This is a genomic window from Priestia sp. 53B2 (assembly GCF_056099005.1).
In genome coordinates, this window is the sequence record NZ_JBLZXA010000012.1 from 42,316 (window position 1) to 59,508 (window position 17,193).

Annotated in this window: 24 protein-coding genes; 21 read left to right on the plus strand and 3 right to left on the minus strand. The window is 38.7% G+C overall.

The genetic code is table 11. From position 1 onward, the window contains the following. Nucleotides 1-2: 2 nt before the first annotated feature. The 20 genes from rpmD (at nucleotide 3) to ACN6NE_RS11780 (ending at nucleotide 13,213) form a co-directional block, all read left to right on the plus strand. On the plus strand, nucleotides 3-185 hold the full coding sequence (gene rpmD, locus ACN6NE_RS11685; RefSeq protein ID WP_013054945.1) for a 50S ribosomal protein L30: 183 nt from the start codon (nucleotides 3-5) through the stop codon (nucleotides 183-185). Between the two features lie 33 nt (nucleotides 186-218). Then, nucleotides 219-659, plus strand: a complete 441-nt coding sequence (gene rplO, locus ACN6NE_RS11690; protein WP_013054946.1) for a 50S ribosomal protein L15 — start codon at nucleotides 219-221, stop codon at nucleotides 657-659. Further along, nucleotides 659-1,951, plus strand: a complete 1,293-nt coding sequence (secY, locus tag ACN6NE_RS11695) for a preprotein translocase subunit SecY (RefSeq protein ID WP_013054947.1) — start codon at nucleotides 659-661, stop codon at nucleotides 1,949-1,951. Before rplO ends, secY begins: the two co-directional genes overlap by 1 nt. Before the next feature lie 66 nt (nucleotides 1,952-2,017). After that, on the plus strand, nucleotides 2,018-2,671 hold the full coding sequence (locus tag ACN6NE_RS11700; protein WP_129705679.1) for an adenylate kinase: 654 nt from the start codon (nucleotides 2,018-2,020) through the stop codon (nucleotides 2,669-2,671). After that, a complete protein-coding gene (map, locus tag ACN6NE_RS11705) occupies nucleotides 2,668-3,414 on the plus strand; it encodes a type I methionyl aminopeptidase (protein WP_014462024.1) in 747 nt (248 codons plus the stop codon). Before ACN6NE_RS11700 ends, map begins: the two co-directional genes overlap by 4 nt. A 235-nt stretch (nucleotides 3,415-3,649) precedes the next feature. Next, nucleotides 3,650-3,868: a translation initiation factor IF-1 gene (infA, locus tag ACN6NE_RS11710; protein ID WP_010285101.1), complete on the plus strand. Its 219-nt coding sequence runs from the start codon at nucleotides 3,650-3,652 to the stop codon at nucleotides 3,866-3,868. 37 nt (nucleotides 3,869-3,905) lie between these two features. Next, a complete protein-coding gene (gene rpmJ, locus ACN6NE_RS11715) occupies nucleotides 3,906-4,019 on the plus strand; it encodes a 50S ribosomal protein L36 (protein WP_003156543.1) in 114 nt (37 codons plus the stop codon). A 24-nt stretch (nucleotides 4,020-4,043) separates the two neighbouring features. After that, nucleotides 4,044-4,409 carry a 30S ribosomal protein S13 gene (gene rpsM, locus ACN6NE_RS11720; protein ID WP_013054950.1) on the plus strand — a complete coding sequence of 122 codons (366 nt, stop codon included), beginning with the start codon at nucleotides 4,044-4,046 and terminating at the stop codon, nucleotides 4,407-4,409. Nucleotides 4,410-4,432: 23 nt separating this feature from the next. Then, nucleotides 4,433-4,822, plus strand: coding sequence for a 30S ribosomal protein S11 (rpsK, locus tag ACN6NE_RS11725; protein ID WP_013054951.1), 390 nt, complete (start codon nucleotides 4,433-4,435; stop codon nucleotides 4,820-4,822). 180 nt (nucleotides 4,823-5,002) lie between these two features. Beyond that, on the plus strand, nucleotides 5,003-5,947 hold the full coding sequence (locus ACN6NE_RS11730) for a DNA-directed RNA polymerase subunit alpha (protein WP_013054952.1): 945 nt from the start codon (nucleotides 5,003-5,005) through the stop codon (nucleotides 5,945-5,947). Between the two features lie 44 nt (nucleotides 5,948-5,991). Continuing rightward, complete coding sequence (rplQ, locus tag ACN6NE_RS11735; protein WP_013054953.1) at nucleotides 5,992-6,354, plus strand: 50S ribosomal protein L17; 363 nt, start codon at nucleotides 5,992-5,994, stop codon at nucleotides 6,352-6,354. Nucleotides 6,355-6,490: 136 nt separating this feature from the next. Continuing rightward, nucleotides 6,491-7,330, plus strand: a complete 840-nt coding sequence (locus ACN6NE_RS11740; RefSeq protein ID WP_013054954.1) for an energy-coupling factor ABC transporter ATP-binding protein — start codon at nucleotides 6,491-6,493, stop codon at nucleotides 7,328-7,330. Beyond that, nucleotides 7,306-8,175 (plus strand): energy-coupling factor ABC transporter ATP-binding protein, encoded by an 870-nt coding sequence (locus tag ACN6NE_RS11745; RefSeq protein WP_129705681.1) that lies wholly within the window; start codon nucleotides 7,306-7,308, stop codon nucleotides 8,173-8,175. Before ACN6NE_RS11740 ends, ACN6NE_RS11745 begins: the two co-directional genes overlap by 25 nt. Next, on the plus strand, nucleotides 8,172-8,969 hold the full coding sequence (locus ACN6NE_RS11750; protein ID WP_129705683.1) for an energy-coupling factor transporter transmembrane component T family protein: 798 nt from the start codon (nucleotides 8,172-8,174) through the stop codon (nucleotides 8,967-8,969). The genes ACN6NE_RS11745 and ACN6NE_RS11750 overlap by 4 nt, the downstream gene beginning before the upstream one ends. An 18-nt stretch (nucleotides 8,970-8,987) precedes the next feature. Further along, nucleotides 8,988-9,728, plus strand: coding sequence for a tRNA pseudouridine(38-40) synthase TruA (gene truA, locus ACN6NE_RS11755; RefSeq protein WP_013054957.1), 741 nt, complete (start codon nucleotides 8,988-8,990; stop codon nucleotides 9,726-9,728). A 156-nt stretch (nucleotides 9,729-9,884) separates the two neighbouring features. After that, nucleotides 9,885-10,322, plus strand: a complete 438-nt coding sequence (rplM, locus tag ACN6NE_RS11760; RefSeq protein ID WP_013054958.1) for a 50S ribosomal protein L13 — start codon at nucleotides 9,885-9,887, stop codon at nucleotides 10,320-10,322. Between the two features lie 22 nt (nucleotides 10,323-10,344). Beyond that, nucleotides 10,345-10,737, plus strand: a complete 393-nt coding sequence (gene rpsI / locus ACN6NE_RS11765; protein WP_013054959.1) for a 30S ribosomal protein S9 — start codon at nucleotides 10,345-10,347, stop codon at nucleotides 10,735-10,737. Between the two features lie 111 nt (nucleotides 10,738-10,848). Next, the gene (locus tag ACN6NE_RS11770; RefSeq protein ID WP_013054960.1) at nucleotides 10,849-11,271 is read left to right on the plus strand and encodes a DUF2521 family protein; all 423 of its coding nucleotides are present in this window, start codon (nucleotides 10,849-10,851) and stop codon (nucleotides 11,269-11,271) included. 70 nt (nucleotides 11,272-11,341) lie between these two features. Next, nucleotides 11,342-12,049 (plus strand): N-acetylmuramoyl-L-alanine amidase CwlD, encoded by a 708-nt coding sequence (gene cwlD / locus ACN6NE_RS11775; RefSeq protein WP_129705685.1) that lies wholly within the window; start codon nucleotides 11,342-11,344, stop codon nucleotides 12,047-12,049. Between the two features lie 90 nt (nucleotides 12,050-12,139). Then, the gene (locus ACN6NE_RS11780; protein WP_195781453.1) at nucleotides 12,140-13,213 is read left to right on the plus strand and encodes a P-loop NTPase; all 1,074 of its coding nucleotides are present in this window, start codon (nucleotides 12,140-12,142) and stop codon (nucleotides 13,211-13,213) included. A 38-nt stretch (nucleotides 13,214-13,251) separates the two neighbouring features. Here the strand turns inward: ACN6NE_RS11780 and ACN6NE_RS11785 are convergent, their stop codons facing one another. Beyond that, complete coding sequence (locus tag ACN6NE_RS11785) at nucleotides 13,252-14,160, minus strand: LysR family transcriptional regulator (RefSeq protein ID WP_474325345.1); 909 nt, start codon at nucleotides 14,158-14,160, stop codon at nucleotides 13,252-13,254. Between the two features lie 187 nt (nucleotides 14,161-14,347). Further along, a complete protein-coding gene (gerD, locus tag ACN6NE_RS11790; RefSeq protein WP_474325346.1) occupies nucleotides 14,348-14,977 on the minus strand; it encodes a spore germination lipoprotein GerD in 630 nt (209 codons plus the stop codon). A 145-nt stretch (nucleotides 14,978-15,122) separates the two neighbouring features. Here gerD and ACN6NE_RS11795 point away from each other — a divergent pair, with 145 nt between their 5' ends. Continuing rightward, nucleotides 15,123-15,743 carry a KinB-signaling pathway activation protein gene (locus ACN6NE_RS11795; protein ID WP_474325347.1) on the plus strand — a complete coding sequence of 207 codons (621 nt, stop codon included), beginning with the start codon at nucleotides 15,123-15,125 and terminating at the stop codon, nucleotides 15,741-15,743. A 44-nt stretch (nucleotides 15,744-15,787) separates the two neighbouring features. On the opposite strand, the gene pdaB is transcribed toward ACN6NE_RS11795, so the two are convergent. Beyond that, on the minus strand, nucleotides 15,788-16,552 hold the full coding sequence (gene pdaB, locus ACN6NE_RS11800) for a polysaccharide deacetylase family sporulation protein PdaB (RefSeq protein WP_129705688.1): 765 nt from the start codon (nucleotides 16,550-16,552) through the stop codon (nucleotides 15,788-15,790). Nucleotides 16,553-17,193 lie beyond the last annotated feature (641 nt).

Here is a 17,193-nt window from a genome sequence, read left to right on the forward strand (position 1 = left end):
GAATGGCAAACAAACTAGCAATTACCCTTACTCGTAGCGTAATTGGTCGTCCAGAAGATCAACGTGTAACTGTTCGTACACTTGGCCTACGTAAGTTAAATCAAACTGTCGTTCAAGACGATAATCCTGCAATTCGCGGAATGATTAACAAAGTAGCTCACCTTGTTACAGTAAAAGAGCAATAAGTATAAATTGTCACTCTAAGGAGGTGCTCCGGAATGAAACTTCATGAATTGAAACCAGCTGAAGGTTCACGTAAAGTACGTAACCGTGTAGGTCGTGGTACTGGTTCAGGTAACGGAAAGACTTCAGGTAAAGGTCACAAAGGGCAAAACGCTCGCTCTGGCGGTGGCGTAAGACCTGGCTTCGAAGGTGGTCAAACTCCTTTATTCCGTCGTCTTCCAAAACGTGGGTTCACTAATATCAATCGCAAAGAATACGCGATCGTTAATTTAGAAGCTCTTAACCGTTTTGAAGATGGAACTGAAGTAACACCAGAATTATTAATCGAAACTGGTTTAGTAAGCAAAGCAAAAGCTGGCGTTAAAGTACTAGGAAACGGTACATTAAACTCTAAGCTAACTGTTAAAGCTGCTAAATTCTCTTCAACTGCTAAAGAAGCTATCGAAGCTGCTGGCGGTACAGTTGAGGTGATCTAATGTTTCAAACAATCTCCAATTTAATGCGCGTGCGTGAAATAAGACAAAAAATCTTTTTCACTTTGTTAATGTTAATTGTCTTCCGAATTGGTACATTTATTCCTGTACCAAGTGTTAATACGGATGTACTAAAATTGCAAGATGGGTTAAATGTATTCGGAGTTCTGAATACATTTGGCGGCGGCGCGTTAAAAAACTTCTCCATTCTTGCTATGGGCATTATGCCTTATATTACAGCATCCATCATCGTCCAATTATTGCAGATGGATGTTGTACCTAAGTTTACAGAATGGTCAAAGCAGGGAGATGTTGGGCGCCGTAAATTAGCTCAAGTAACTCGTTATGGAACAATTGTGCTTGGATTTATCCAGGCTTTAGGTATGTCTATAGGATTCAACAATATTTCGGGCGGACAATTGATCGCTAATCCAGGAATTTCTACGTATCTTCTAATTGCTACAGTGTTAACGGCAGGTACTGCCTTCTTAATGTGGTTAGGAGAGCAGATTACTGCAAAAGGCGTAGGTAATGGTATTTCTATCATTATCTTTGCTGGGATTGCAGCTGGTATTCCGACAACATTAAATCAAATTTATGCACAGCAATTTGAAGACGTTGGGGATCAATTATTCATTCGTATCGTAACGGTAGTTTTAATTGCGATTGCAGTTTTAGCTATTATTGTTGGGGTTATTTACTTCCAACAAGCGCTACGAAAAATTCCTATTCAATATGCAAAGGGTTCAGCTGGTCGTAATCCTGTTGGAGGTCAATCCACTCATTTACCGTTAAAAGTAAATGCTGCTGGGGTTATTCCTGTTATCTTTGCAGTTTCATTTATTATCACACCACCAACAATTGCATCATTTTTCGGTCCAAATGATGTAACGACGTGGATTCAGAATACATTTGACTATACTAAGCCAATTGGTATGATAGTGTATGTAGCGTTAATCATTGCTTTTTGTTACTTCTATACATTTGTTCAGGTTAACCCTGAACAAGTAGCAGAGAACTTGAAAAAGCAAGGTGGCTACATCCCAGGCATCCGTCCTGGTAAAAGCACACAAGCTTATTTAACGAAAGTGTTATATCGTCTGACATTAATCGGTTCGATATTCCTTGCGTTAATTGCTGTGTTGCCGGTTCTGTTCATCAAAATTGCAAACCTACCATCATCTGCTCAGATCGGCGGTACTAGTTTGTTAATTGTTGTCGGTGTAGCTCTTGAGACAATGAAACAGCTTGAGAGTCAATTAGTGAAACGCCATTATAAGGGATTTATTAAGTAAAGCTGTTTAGTGGGAAGCAAGCTGCTTTCCCATTAAACGGATAAGATACTGAGGGGGAAGCAAGAAATGAATTTAGTGTTAATGGGCCTTCCTGGTGCTGGGAAAGGTACTCAAGCAGAAAAAATCGTTGAGCATTACGATATCCCTCATATCTCAACAGGAGATATGTTCCGAGCTGCAATTAAAGAAGGAACGCAACTAGGTTTAAAAGCTAAATCATTTATGGACCAAGGTAACCTTGTTCCTGATGAAGTAACAATTGGAATTGTGCGCGAGCGTTTAAACAAACACGATTGTGAAAACGGCTTTTTACTTGATGGCTTCCCAAGAACAGTAGCCCAAGCAGAAGCTCTTGAAACAATTACAAAAGAACTAAACAAGCAAATTGATTATGTGATTAATATTGATGTAGATCAAAGCATTTTAATGGAGCGTCTTACTGGACGCCGCATTTGTAAAGATTGCGGAGCTACTTACCACTTAGTATTCAATCCTCCTGCGAAAGAAGGAGTTTGTGACAAATGTGGCGGAGAGCTTTACCAACGTGCAGATGACAATGCTGAGACGGTTTCAACTAGACTTTCAGTTAATGTTAAACAATCTCAACCTCTACTTGATTTCTATCAAGAAAAAGGTTATCTACGCAATATTAATGGTAATCAAGATATTAACATTGTGTTTGAGGATGTTCGTCAATTACTTGCTGGGGTTAAGCAATGATCATTTGCAAGACACCAGAGGAAATTGAGGTCATGCGTGAAGCTGGACGAATCGTGGCTTTAACTCATCAAGAGTTAAAAAAGCATATCGCTCCAGGTATTACGACTATAGAATTGGATGCAATTGCTGAAAATTTTATTCGTCAACATGATGCAATTCCGTCTTTTAAAGGGTATAATGGTTTTCGCGGCAGTGTATGTGCTTCTGTGAATGAAGAATTAGTTCATGGTATTCCGGGTGAACGCAAGCTTAATGAAGGAGATATCATCAGTTTAGACATCGGAGCTAAATTCGGTGGCTATCACGGTGATTCAGCTTGGACATATGGAGTAGGAAAGATTTCATTAGAAAATCAAGAGCTGCTTGATGTGACTGAGCAATCTCTCTACAAGGGATTAGCAGAAGCTAAGCCGGGTGAGCGTTTGTCGAATATTTCACATGCTATTCAACAGTACGCAGAATCACGTAACTTTTCGATTGTAAGAGAATATGTTGGCCATGGGGTCGGCAAAGACTTACATGAAGATCCGCAAGTACCTCATTATGGTCCACCGAATAAAGGACCGCGTCTACGTCCAGGCATGGTATTGGCAGTTGAGCCAATGGTGAATGCTGGTATGCGATATGTAAAAACATTACCTGATAACTGGACAGTTGTCACAGTAGATGGTAAAATGTGTGCGCACTTCGAACATACTATTGCAATTACTGAGACGGGATATGAAATTCTGACAGCATTGTAATGTTAAAGGATGTTATCTCTATCCATTCCTCGCTAGATGCACTGGACAGTAAACAGTAATTATCTAAATTCACGATGATCGTTTTTCGTCTGAATTGCTGTTAAAATGGTAAAGATGTATATTAGCGTCAATCATCTTGAATTTAATGATTACGATCTCCGGATGTTCAGAACAGGTTCTTTTTAAGTCGTTTAATGATAGCTTGTTACTGTTTCAAAGAAAGGAGAGCACTTTAATGGCAAAAGACGATGTAATTGAAGTTGAAGGTACAGTTGCTGAAACTTTACCTAACGCTATGTTCAAGGTAGAATTAGAAAATGGTCATACAGTACTTGCTCACGTATCAGGAAAAATTCGCATGCATTTCATTCGAATCTTACCTGGTGATAAAGTAACTGTAGAATTGTCACCATACGATTTAACTCGCGGTAGAATTACGTACCGTTTCAAATAAAACCTATGCACTCCGTACTATCAAGGAGGTATGAAACATGAAAGTCAGACCATCAGTTAAACCAATCTGCGAAAAATGTAAAGTTATCCGTAGAAAAGGTAAAGTAATGGTAATTTGTGAAAACCCTAAGCATAAACAAAAACAAGGTTAATCAATAAGGAGGTGCACTATTCATATGGCACGTATTGCTGGTGTTGATATTCCTCGTGACAAGCGTGTAGTAATTTCATTAACATACATTTTCGGTATTGGTCGTCCAACTGCTGAAAAAGTTCTAGCTGAAGCTGGAGTTTCTGAAGATACTCGCGTTCGTGACTTAACAGAAGAAGAATTAGGTAAAATTCGTGATATTTTAGATAGCTATAAAGTAGAAGGCGATCTTCGTCGTGAAGTTTCTTTAAACATCAAACGTTTAATTGAGATTGGTTCATACCGTGGTATCCGCCACCGTCGTAGTTTACCAGTTCGTGGTCAAAACAGTAAAAACAATGCTCGTACACGTAAAGGCCCACGCCGTACTGTAGCGAACAAGAAGAAATAATTAGTAAGGGAGGTCATTAACAGATGGCACGTAAAACTAATACACGTAAACGTCGCGTGAAAAAGAATATTGAAGCTGGTGTAGCTCATATTCGCTCAACGTTTAACAACACTATTGTAACAATTACAGATGTTCACGGTAATGCGATTGCTTGGTCTAGTGCAGGCGCACTTGGCTTCAGAGGTTCTCGTAAATCTACTCCATTTGCTGCGCAAATGGCTGCTGAAACTGCTGCTAAAGTTTCTATGGATAACGGAATGAAAACTCTTGAAGTTACAGTTAAAGGCCCTGGTGCTGGTCGTGAAGCAGCTATCCGTGCTCTTCAAGCTGCAGGTTTAGAAGTAACAGCTATTAAAGATGTTACTCCTGTACCTCACAACGGATGCCGCCCACCAAAACGTCGTCGTGTATAATTAATATGTATAGATTCTATTTCGTTGTCTATAATGATGATGGTGTAGAATTTATTCATGCAACGAAATGTTTTCCATTTGTTGTGCACATTCGGGAACTGTCTAATAGGGAATTTCGGTTAGGCATTTGAGAAATCAGCCGTCTAGCCGAGGTTTCGACGTTTTGAAGGAGGGTTTATATTGATAGAGATTGAAAAGCCAAAAATCGAAACGGTAGAAATCAGCGATGATAGAAAGTACGGTAAATTCGTCGTCGAACCACTTGAGCGTGGATATGGTACTACTTTGGGTAACTCCTTACGTCGTATCCTATTATCCTCACTCCCTGGTGCAGCTGTAACATCTATTCAAATTGAAGGTGTATTACATGAATTTTCAACAGTTCCTGGAGTTGTTGAAGATGTAACAAACATCATTTTAAACGTTAAAAAGTTAGCGTTAAAGATTTACTCTGATGAAGAGAAAACACTTGAGATCGATGTTAAAGGTCCTGGTACAGTAACGGCTGCTGACATTCAAGCAGACAGTGATATCGAAGTTCTAAATCCGGATCTTCATATTGCAACACTTGAGTCAGATGCTCATTTCCGTATGAGACTTACTGCTCGCACAGGTCGAGGTTATAATCCTGCCGATGCTAACAAGCGTGAAGACCAACCAATTGGTGTACTTCCAATTGATTCAATCTATACGCCTGTTACTCGCGTATCGTATTATGTAGAGAATACTCGTGTTGGTCAAATGACAAATTACGATAAGTTAACGTTGGATGTTTGGACTGACGGTAGCATCGAGCCAGAAAAAGCTGTTGCTTTAGGTGCAAAGATTCTAACTGAACACTTAAATATCTTCGTTAACTTAACAGATGAAGCTCAAAAAGCAGAGATCATGGTAGAAAAAGAAGAAGACCAGAAAGAAAAAGTTCTAGAGATGACGATCGAGGAACTGGATTTATCTGTTCGTTCTTACAACTGCTTAAAACGAGCAGGCATCAATACTGTACAAGAGCTTGCTAATAAAACAGAAGAAGATATGATGAAAGTTCGTAACTTAGGCCGTAAATCTTTAGAAGAAGTTAAAGCTAAACTTGAAGAATTAGGTTTGGGTCTACGTAAGGACGACTGATTATATCTACCTGTTTAACTACTTAACAAAGGAGGGGACCTCACATGTCTTACCGTAAATTAGGTCGTACAAGCGCACAACGCAAGGCGCTTCTTCGTGATTTAACAACTGATTTAATCATCAGTGAACGCATTGAGACAACTGAAGCTCGTGCAAAAGAATTACGTTCAACTGTTGAAAAAATGATTACTTTAGGTAAACGTGGAGATCTACACGCTCGTCGTCAAGCTGCATCTTACATCCGTAATGAAGTAGCTAACGAAGAAGCTGGTCAAAGCGCTTTACAAAAACTATTCAGCGATATTGCTACTCGCTACGAAGATCGCCAAGGCGGTTACACTCGTATCTTAAAAGTTGGACCTCGCCGTGGTGACGGTGCTCCAATGGTTATCATTGAATTAGTTTAATATTTTTAATACAGATAGAAAAGGGCGAGACAGTGTGTAACTAGTCGTTGCCCTTTTTTTATACCTAAAACCGGGTAAATAGCGTAAAATCAATGTAGGCAATGCCGCAATAGAAAAAGCTGAGAGGAAGATAGCGTTGAAAGAAATGTCTTTAGAGGTAAAAGATTTATGCTTTCGGTACGATCCTGAAGCAGACCTAACATTAGATCACCTTTCTCTCTCTGCTTATAAAGGTGAATGGTTAGCGATAGCTGGACATAATGGATCTGGTAAGTCGACGCTGGCTCGAATTCTAAACGGCCTTTTGCTACCTGAAAAAGGAACGGTTCGAGTGGGCGATACTCTTTTATCTGAAGAAACAATATGGGATGTGCGCAAGCAGATTGGAATGGTGTTTCAAAATCCAGATAATCAATTTGTTGGCTCAACCGTTCAAGACGATATTGCGTTTGGGCTTGAAAACAACGGGATTCCATTTGAGATTATGGAAAAACGTATACCTGAAGCAATCGAAATGGTCAATATGAGTGCTTTTCTGGATCAAGAGCCTCATCAGCTATCAGGTGGACAAAAACAGCGTGTGGCCATTGCGGGTATAATTGCCGTACAGCCATCTGTCATCATTCTAGATGAAGCAACATCTATGTTAGATCCTATTGGACGAACTGAAGTACTTGAAACTGTTAGAAAATTAAAAGAAGAAAAACAACTGACGGTTATTTCAATTACTCACGATTTAGATGAAGTAGCAATGGCTGACAGAGTCGTTGTGATGAACAAAGGGAAGATCTATGCAACAGGTACTCCACGCGAAGTATTTGCATTAGGTTCCAAGTTAACGGATATTGGACTAGACTTGCCGTTTTCCGTTAAACTAAGCCATCGTTTTGCTTCCGTAGGAATTCCTTTATCAAAAATTCATTTAACAGATGAGGACTTGGTGGACGAACTATGGACATTATATTCAAAGAAGTAGAGCATCGTTATCAAGTTAATACACCATTTGAACGAATTGCTCTACATGACTTAAATTTAAACATTCAATCAGGTACATTTTTGGCTGTTATTGGCCATACTGGTTCTGGGAAATCAACAATCATACAGCATCTGAATGCCTTATTGAAGCCAACTGCTGGTGAAATTCAAATCGGTGAACGCACCATTAAAGCCAATCGAAAAGAAAAGAATTTAAAAGCTGTTCGTCAGCAAGTAGGCGTGGTGTTTCAATTTCCAGAACATCAGCTTTTTGAAGAAACGGTGGAAAAAGATATAGCTTTTGGACCAATGAATTATGGCGTTTCGGAAGAAGAAGCAAAGCAAAAAGCAAGAGAGCTTATCAAGTTAGTAGGGTTGCCAGAAGACATTCTCACCAGATCTCCTTTTGATTTGAGTGGTGGACAAATGCGTCGTGTAGCGATAGCAGGCATTCTAGCGATGAATCCTAATGTGCTAATTTTAGATGAACCAACTGCTGGATTGGACCCTAGAGGGCGTCAAGAAATTATGAATATGATTTATCGTCTTCATAAAGAAAAAGGCTTGACGACGATTCTCGTGACTCACAGCATGGAAGATGCAGCTATGTACGCTGATGAGCTAATTGTGATGAATAAGGGAACGATTGCGATGAAAGGGTCACCTAGAGACGTGTTTGGTCAGCATACGCAGCTAAAAGAATATGGATTGGATGTTCCAGAATCGCTTCGCTTTATGCTGAAGCTGCAAGAGAAATTTCAGCTTGAAGCATCGGATACGGTTATTACCTTTTCTGAAGTGGTAGAGAAAGTGCAGCACCTTATGCAGCAAGGTGAACGATTATGATGAACTCAATCATTATTGGTAAGTATGTGCCGGGTCATTCGCTTGTCCATCGAATGGATCCTCGGGCCAAGCTGCTTCTCGTATTTGCGTATGTATTAATTGTGTTTTTAGCAAATAACCCTATCGGCTATGCTTTTTTAGGTGTGTATACCCTTATGATAGTGGCCATGAGTAAAGTGCCCGTTTCGTTTATTTTGAGAGGGTTAAAGCCCGTTATGTTTATTATTATCATCACGTTTCTTTTGCACATTTTTATGACAAAGGAAGGTCCTCTTTTGTTTGAATGGGGATGGTTTTCTGTCTATAAAGGCGGCCTTATTCAAGGTGTTTTAATTTCCTTGCGCTTCTTGTTCTTAATTTTAATTACGACGATGCTAACTTTAACGACTACGCCCATTGAAGTAACAGATGGAATGGAAAGCTTGCTGAATCCATTTAAAAAGCTTAAGCTTCCCGTACACGAATTAGCTTTAATGATGTCCATTTCTCTTCGCTTTATTCCTACATTAATGGAAGAGACAGATAAAATTATTAAAGCGCAGACAGCACGAGGAGTGGACTTTAGCAGCGGTCCCATTACGGATCGTTTGAAAGCTGTGGTTCCTTTGCTTGTTCCTCTATTTATAGGTTCATTTAAGCGTGCTGAAGAGCTAGCTATTGCCATGGAGGCAAGGGGTTATAAAGGCGGAGAAGGGCGTACAAAGTATCGTCAATTGAAATGGGGAAGCATAGATACAATTATGCTTTTACTTCTGCTGGCAGTAGCAGTTGTTTTAGTGCTGATTAGAACGTAAAGATTGTTTGGTGAAAAGATGAAACGTTTAAAATGTATAGTTGCATACGACGGCACACACTTTTCAGGTTATCAAGTTCAGCCCAATAAGCGAACTGTTCAACTGGAGATTGAAGCCGTTTTAGAGAAAATGCATAACAAAAAAGTTCCGATTTACGCCTCTGGACGAACGGACACAAATGTTCATGCACAGGGGCAAGTCATTCATTTTGATACAAACCTAAATATTCCATGTGATAAGTGGAAAAAAGCATTGAATTCAATGCTACCAGATGATATTGTAATGAAGAATGTATGTGAAGTTGATGCACATTTTCACGCCCGGTATGACGTTACTTCAAAAGAGTATCGCTATCATATTTTGCGCGGCGAAGATCGAAATCCTTTCACTCGTTCTTATGCATACCATTACCCTTATCCATTAGACTACTCAAAAATGAAAAAAGCCATCACATATTTACTCGGTACACACGACTTTACAAGCTTTTGTTCAGCGAGGACAGAAGTGGAAGATAAGATTCGTACGATTTACAAGATTGATATGTATGAAGAGAATAGTCAGCTTGTGTTTAGATTCGTTGGAAGTGGCTTTCTGTATAATATGGTTCGTATTCTTGTTGGAACGCTTTTAGAAGTAGGACAAGGCCGTATTGAACCAGATGCTATAAAAGATATTCTAGAAAGCAAATCACGTCCTCGTGCAGGGAAAACTGCGCCTTCGCAAGGACTATATTTATGGCGCGTTTTCTATGACAACTAAACCTGGTGTAACATTTTCTTGACATTAGTAGCTTAAAGATATAATATATCATATGGTATGTATTTTAACCCCACGGTTAGCCCCGGAAATTAATCGTGTTGAAATAGAAGGTTGAAATAATTTTATAATTGATGATGAAAATTAGGAGGGAAACTCATGCGTACAACTTTCATGGCGAAAGCAAACGAAGTAGAGCGTAAATGGTATGTTGTCGATGCTGAAGGTAAAACTTTAGGTCGTTTAGCAAGTGAAGTAGCATCAATCTTACGCGGTAAACATAAACCAACTTTTACACCACATGTTGATACTGGTGATCACGTGATCCTTATCAATGCGTCAAAAATCGAACTAACAGGTAAAAAATTAACTGATAAAATTTATTACCGTCACAGCATGCACCCAGGTGGTTTGAAACAACGTACAGCATTAGAAATGCGTACTAACTACTCTGAGAAAATGCTTGAATTAGGAATCAAAGGCATGCTTCCAAAAGGTAGCCTAGGCCGTCAAATGTTCAAAAAATTACATGTGTATGCTGGTGAAACACATCCACATGAAGCACAAAAACCAGAAGTTTACGAACTTCGCGGATAATTAATAAGAGGAGGTTATTATCTTGGCACAGGTACAATATTACGGAACTGGTCGTCGTAAAAGCTCTGTTGCTCGTGTACGTTTAGTACCAGGTAACGGTCGCGTAACAATCAACGGTCGTGAAATCGAAGAATACATTCCATTTGCTGCACTACGTGAAGTAGTAAAACAACCACTTGCTTTAACTGAAACTGTAGGTAACTATGACGTATTTGTAAACGTTAATGGTGGAGGTTATGCAGGTCAAGCTGGCGCTATTCGTCACGGAATCTCTCGTGCTTTATTAGAAGCAGACCCTGAATACCGTGGAACATTAAAACGTGCTGGTCTATTAACTCGTGACGCTCGTGCGAAAGAACGTAAAAAATACGGTCTTAAAGGCGCTCGTCGTGCACCACAATTCTCAAAACGTTAATTTTATATTACGTTTCAAGCCTTGGTCCAAAGACCAAGGCTTTTTTTATTTGTTGTTTGCGTATGAGACGAAGGCTTATGCAGACAATATGTAAAAAAGGGAGGCGTTATCGTGAACGAGGTTACATATTTAAAAGAAAAACGTTATGAAAAAGAAATGAAATATGAACGCAAAGTCCTAAGAGAACTGTCGTTTGATTTGCTTCAAGAGAGGCTACGCCGTTATTTTCATCCAATGTTTCAGTGGAATATGCTAGGAGACGAACATGTGGAGGAGTACTGTCTTGATATTGCAATCGAATCATTTTTATTAGGTGCCCGGGTGAGTAAACGTGGTAAAGGCTACGAAGACTTTCAGAAGCATAGTAAGCAAGAAGAGTCTCTTTTAATTGATACATTGTACGGAGCCGTCAGCATGTCTGTAACAGATCTTTATCAAGATGGTCTGTATTATTTGTGTCAAGGATATGTGCAAGACTGGTGGAAAGAAGGTTATCGTACCGCAGAAAAAAGACGTCGGTTACGTTTGCATTAAAAAGTACTCATAATTCCCGTTCTTGTCCCATATAGAAATAAATAGGTGAGGCAAGAAGGGAAGGGATAAAATGTCTAAAGTAAAAATAATGAGCACAATTATAGCGCTTCTCGTTCTTTTTGTCATTGTACAATATCAGATAGATCATAGAACATCATCCGGTTCGCTTTCACTTCCTCTTAGCGGGAAAGTTATTGTACTAGATCCTGGACATGGCGGTGTCGATGGAGGAGCCGTAGGAGAGGATGAAGTGCTTGAAAAAGAAATAACTCTTAAAATTTCGTTGATGCTTCGGGACTATCTGCAAGAGCAAGGGGCACTTGTTATTATGACAAGAGAAAAAGACGAAGACCTAGCGGCCAAAGACACAAGAGGATACAGTCGCAGAAAAGTAGAAGACTTAAAAAATCGCTTAACGATGATCAATAAATCCAATGCTGATTTGTACTTAAGTATTCACTTGAATGCTATTCCATCCTCTGCGTGGAGAGGGGCTCAAACTTTCTATTACGGGTCCCTAAAAGAAAACGAGCAAGTGGCCAAACTCATTCAACAAGAGCTAAGAAATAATCTGGATAATACGACCCGTGAAGCAAAAGCTATTCAAACTCTTTACCTTCTTAAGCATTCTAAGCCACCAGGTGCTTTGGTTGAAGTAGGATTCTTATCAAATCCTACAGAACTTAAAATGCTTCAATCGAAACGCTATCAAAAAAAGTTAGCTGAATCCATTTATGAAGGAGTCAGCCGGTATTTTACTGGAGAAAAGCCCAAATAAAAAGCATAGCATCCTTCTATTCAGAAAAATCTAATATGTATGATATACTTGATAGTATAAATAAATAGATTTTAACATGGTGGTGGGAGTATGCTAACGGAAAAGCAAGTAAAAGAAGTAGTAGGGGAAATTACAGATCCATTTTTAAATAAAAAACTATCAGAAACAGATGCGATTAAAGAAATAACAATCAAAGCTGAAAAACAGCATATAAGTCTGAAGATTGCTGTTGCAAAAACAGGTACTAGTGAACAGCTGAGCCTTCAAGGCACGATTGTAGAAGGATTAAAAAAAGCAGGTGTACAGTCGGTTGGACTGCGATTTGTTGAGTTTACGCCTGAAGAACTTCAGCAGTACCGCGCTGAGCAACCGAATACTGGCAACTTACTAACTAGTCCGAATGCACCTGAATTTATTGCTATTGCCAGCGGTAAAGGAGGCGTTGGTAAATCAACAGTCTCTGTTAACTTGGCCGTTTCTCTAGCTCGTTTAGGAAAGAAAGTTGGTTTAATTGATGCTGACATTTATGGATTCAGCGTCCCAGATATGATGGGAATCACACAGCGTCCTGTAGTAGAAGGTGAAAAGATTATTCCAGTTGACCGTTTCGGAGTAAAAGTTATTTCCATGGGCTTCTTTGTAGAAGATAATTCACCCGTTATCTGGCGAGGACCTATGCTTGGAAAAATGTTGACGAGTTTTTTTACAGAAGTTGAATGGGGAGAATTAGATTATCTATTACTAGACTTACCTCCCGGAACAGGTGATGTCGCATTAGACGTTCACTCCATGCTTCCTGCTTGTAAAGAAGTGATTATTACGACACCGCATCCTACAGCGGCATTTGTTGCAGCTAGAGCGGGTGCTATGGCTTTGAAAACTGATCATGAGGTAATTGGAGTTGTAGAAAATATGGCCTACTTTGAAAGCCAGCTAACAGGGGAAAAAGAGTATGTATTTGGTAAAGGCGGAGGTCCAAAACTTGCTGAGGAACTTCAGACAGAGCTTTTAGGACAGCTTCCGTTAAGTCAGCCCGACTGGAATGAAGAAGATTTTGCACCTTCCATTTACGACGAATCGCATCGTTTAGGTCAAATATACGGAGAGATTGCAAGCAAGATTGCATTTATTTGCGAAAATGAAAAAGCAGCAACAGGAAAATAACAAAAAGCACGCGCTTGAACAGCGCGTGCTTTTTGCTATTATACAGAGAGTTCAATCTGCGCCTTTTTTAAATCAAATGCAAGGTTGTGTTTTAAGAGAGCTAAAAATGTTTTTCCAGCTGTACTTACGGTGTGAGACTGATGCTTTAAAATGCCGATTGCAGGCCCCTCATGCAAGTCATGAATCGTTTTAACCACCACTTGATCTGGCGGAAGAGTTGCGCTTATTTGTGGAACAACGGCTATTCCTAAGTTTTCTTTTACAAAATGCTGAAGTGTGCTAATAGTGCCTAACTGGACTTTAACAGGCAGTTGGCCTGTTCGCTCAAAGATTAGCTGCTCAATTTTCTTTTGAACGGAAGATTGCCCAGCTGTAATCAGCGTTTCGTGTATTAAATCTTTTGCAAAGATTGTTTTTCTTTTTGTTAGAGCATGATTGAATGGTAGTAGCAGCGCAAGTTTTTCCGTTAGTAATGCCTCAAATTCTATATCTCTGAACGATTCTGAGACAGTGCCAATCGCGAAATCAATTTCTTGATTGCGTATATGTTGATGAAGGTGCTTTTCGTCTGCAACGAGTAAGCTAATCTCTGTGTTGGGATATCTTTTTTTAAATAATGAGAGAATGGAAGGCAGTCGACTGCTTGCTGTAGGCTCTGCAGCACCTATACGGATAGTGCCGGCTTCGCCTGTTGAATAATCTTTTAAGGTGTTATTTAGATATTCATATTCCTTTAGTAAAATATTTGCCCGCTCGTAAAAGATTTTACCTGCTTCAGTAAGTTTAATGCTTTTTCCTCGTTCTAAAAGCTTAAATCCTAGTTCGGATTCTAACTTTTGAATGTGCAGTGTAATGGTAGGCTGAGAGTACTTTAAATATTCAGCCGCTAATTGAAAGCTTCCTAAACGAACAATGGTTTGAAACGTTTTAATAACGCGAAATTCCATCGAATTCCCTCCTTTTGCTATAAAACGATTGTGTTAATTTCTAATATTTTACCATAAAGCTAAGAATTAAAGTTTACAATTCCAATAAAAATACTAAGTATTAAAAAATATAAAGAAGTCATTTAGGTTTTTTAATAAAAATAAATGACATAATTAAATACGCACCTCATATGAGATGCGTATTTAATCACTGCTGTTGCTGTTCTCCGCCTGAATCAGATCCAGAGGAAGAAGAACCACCATCGTCGCTGCTTTGTTTTTGTCCACCTTGTGTTTCTTCAGCGGCTTTCAAAAGAATGTCTTGAATTTTAGATTGATAAAGAGGGCTATCAAACGTTTCGGTCATAATCTTTTGTAAATAAGTGCGATATTCCTTACTCTTTAAAACAGTCAGTACTTCTTTTTCCATAGCCGGATCCTTTAAAACATCTTGAAGCATTCCTTGATATTCAGGATCTGTCATCAGTTGTTTGATGACCGTCTTATTTTCTTTTTCCAAACTTTTAGCAAAGCTTTCAGCAAACTTCGGATCATCCATGGCTTTTTTCCAAAATTCCACGCCTTTATCTGATACTAGGGTTTGAGAAATTGTATCTTTTATCGCGTTTTGATCCATTAAAATGTCTTGTCTAACAGAAGGGTCTTTCATAATTGCCTCGACTGCTTTTTTTCCTTCATCTGTTTTTAAAATATCAACAACCATTTTCTTTGTTTGATCATAATCCATACCATTGTTCTCTTCATCTTGCGGTGCACAGGCTGTAGCTAAAAGCATACACATTCCTATATAAATGAGGAGCATGAGTCGCTTTTTCATAGTAATGAGCTCCTTTCCTAATATGCTTACGCTTAATATGAGATAATAAAGGTTTTTTATTCATAAAAGAGCTCTAGATTTTTCAAAACGTGATTGGTACAATTTATGAAAAGGTACAAGTTTGTAACTTATGGGGGAGATGGAAGTGAATAGTCGAAATTGGGTTCGTCTATTTCTAACCACGTTAGCTGTCGGGGGGATAAGTACAGCTGTTGTTGGGTTTGCGGTGCGCTGGGGGGAATACGGTCACTTATTTCAACAAGGAAAGATAGGAGAAATTGTTGCTGTTTTAACGTGGCTCGTAGGCGTAGGGTTTATTTTTAGTTTAATTAGCCAAATGGGATTTTTTGCATATTTAACTATTCACCGATTTGGGTTGGGAATTTTTAAATCTGCATCACTTTGGAAATCGGTTCAAATTGTATTTGTTTTATTTGTATTATTTGACGTTGTTTATTTTCGATATAAGTTCTTTCAACAACCGGGAGAAGGCATAGGCAAGTATATTTTGTTAAGCGTTTTCTTGTTAGCGGTGGGGTTGTTAGTGGCGTATGCAAAGAAAAAGCAGACGAATAAAGAGGCTTTTGTACCAGCGCTGTTTTTTATGATTGTTGTAACGACAATTGAATGGTTTCCAGCGCTGCGAACGAACGAAGAAAGCTGGCTTTACCTTATGTTGTTTCCACTTCTAATTTGTAATATGTATCAACTTCTTATTTTGCCGAAACTTCTTACGCACGCAAGAATAGCAAAAGCAGACAAATAGCTTATTTGTCTGCTTTTGCTTTCCCTATACAGTGGAAATAGATCTTAGCGGATATCTTTTACTTGGGTTTTTGAATTTGAAATTAATGTTGAAACACTTACGTTTGAGACTTTTTTATTTTGTAATGAATTCTTGATATATGGAATAGCCTTTGCTGTTTGTTGAGCGGAGTCAGACGCGTGCAGCAATATAATATCTCCCCCGTCTAAAGGCTTTGTAACATTCGAGACAATTTTTTCAACCCCTGGATTTGTCCAGTCTTTAGAATCAATGCTCCAGTGAACAGTAGTATATCCTATATCTGCTGTTAATTTTAAGATGTCTTTATTAAATTGACCGTTAGGAGGACGAAGAAGGTGAACATCTTTAAGGCCTAGGGAATCAAAGACTTTCTTTGATTTTGCAAGATCTTGTCTAATCTCATTAGGTTTTAGGCTTGTATAGGAAGTATAGTCATAGCCCATTGTGCCAATTTCGTGACCTTCTTTCTTAATGCGCTCTACAATATCTGGGTGACGTTCAGCCCATGAAGCAGATAAAAAGAAAGTAGCATGTTCAATATGCTGTCTTTTTAGTTCATTCAGAATGGGAATAGCTCTTTCATCTCCCCAGCTGATGTTAAATGTAAGAGCAACTTCCGGATTTTTATCATCCGCCTTATAAATAGCTCTTGGACCGTTATCTGTTGAAAACACGGGAAAGTGAAACGTCTGCTGAGCATAGAGAAAAAAGCTTGTAAAAAACGCAGCAACTACGATAAGCATTGTTTGTTTGATTCTTTTGGCTCGAATAGTATAAAACATATTCATTTTGTCACCTCATTTAATAAGTAGTACTTGTCTAATTTGTATGCGTTTTGTCTACAATTAATAACAGGTAAGGAAAAGAACAACTGATTTTATTTTGATGTTTGAGAATCCATGTCGCAAAAAGCAGGTGAATCAATGAAAATTTGTTTATTTAATCAGATGGAGTATTTAGAGTTAGAAGCACTACTTAGAGAAGAAATGAAGAGATCAAACGTTGCTTTTCGACAAAGTCTGAATCATGTAGTTCTTGAACGAAACATTCAAGAGAAGTATCAGATCCTTTCAAAGATCTTGCTAAGGTTCAGTGAAAGCAGGGAAGTAAATAAGATTTTTTGATAAAACAAAAAATCTTTTCAAAAAGTGTTGACTTTATATAGTACAGATGTTAAATTATTAAATGTCGCTGATGAGTGATTGGAAAACAATTGCAATTCATCAGAAATAAAATGTTAAAAAGTTGTTGACAAATGAAAGGCAACTTGTTAATATAAAAAAGTCGCTCAAGAGCGGCGGTTGAACTTTGAAAACTGAACAAAGCGACAAACGTCAACGTTAATTTTTATTTTTTAAATTGAGCAAGTCAAACATTTCTTCGGAGAGTTTGATCCTGGCTCAGGATGAACGCTGGCGGCGTGCCTAAT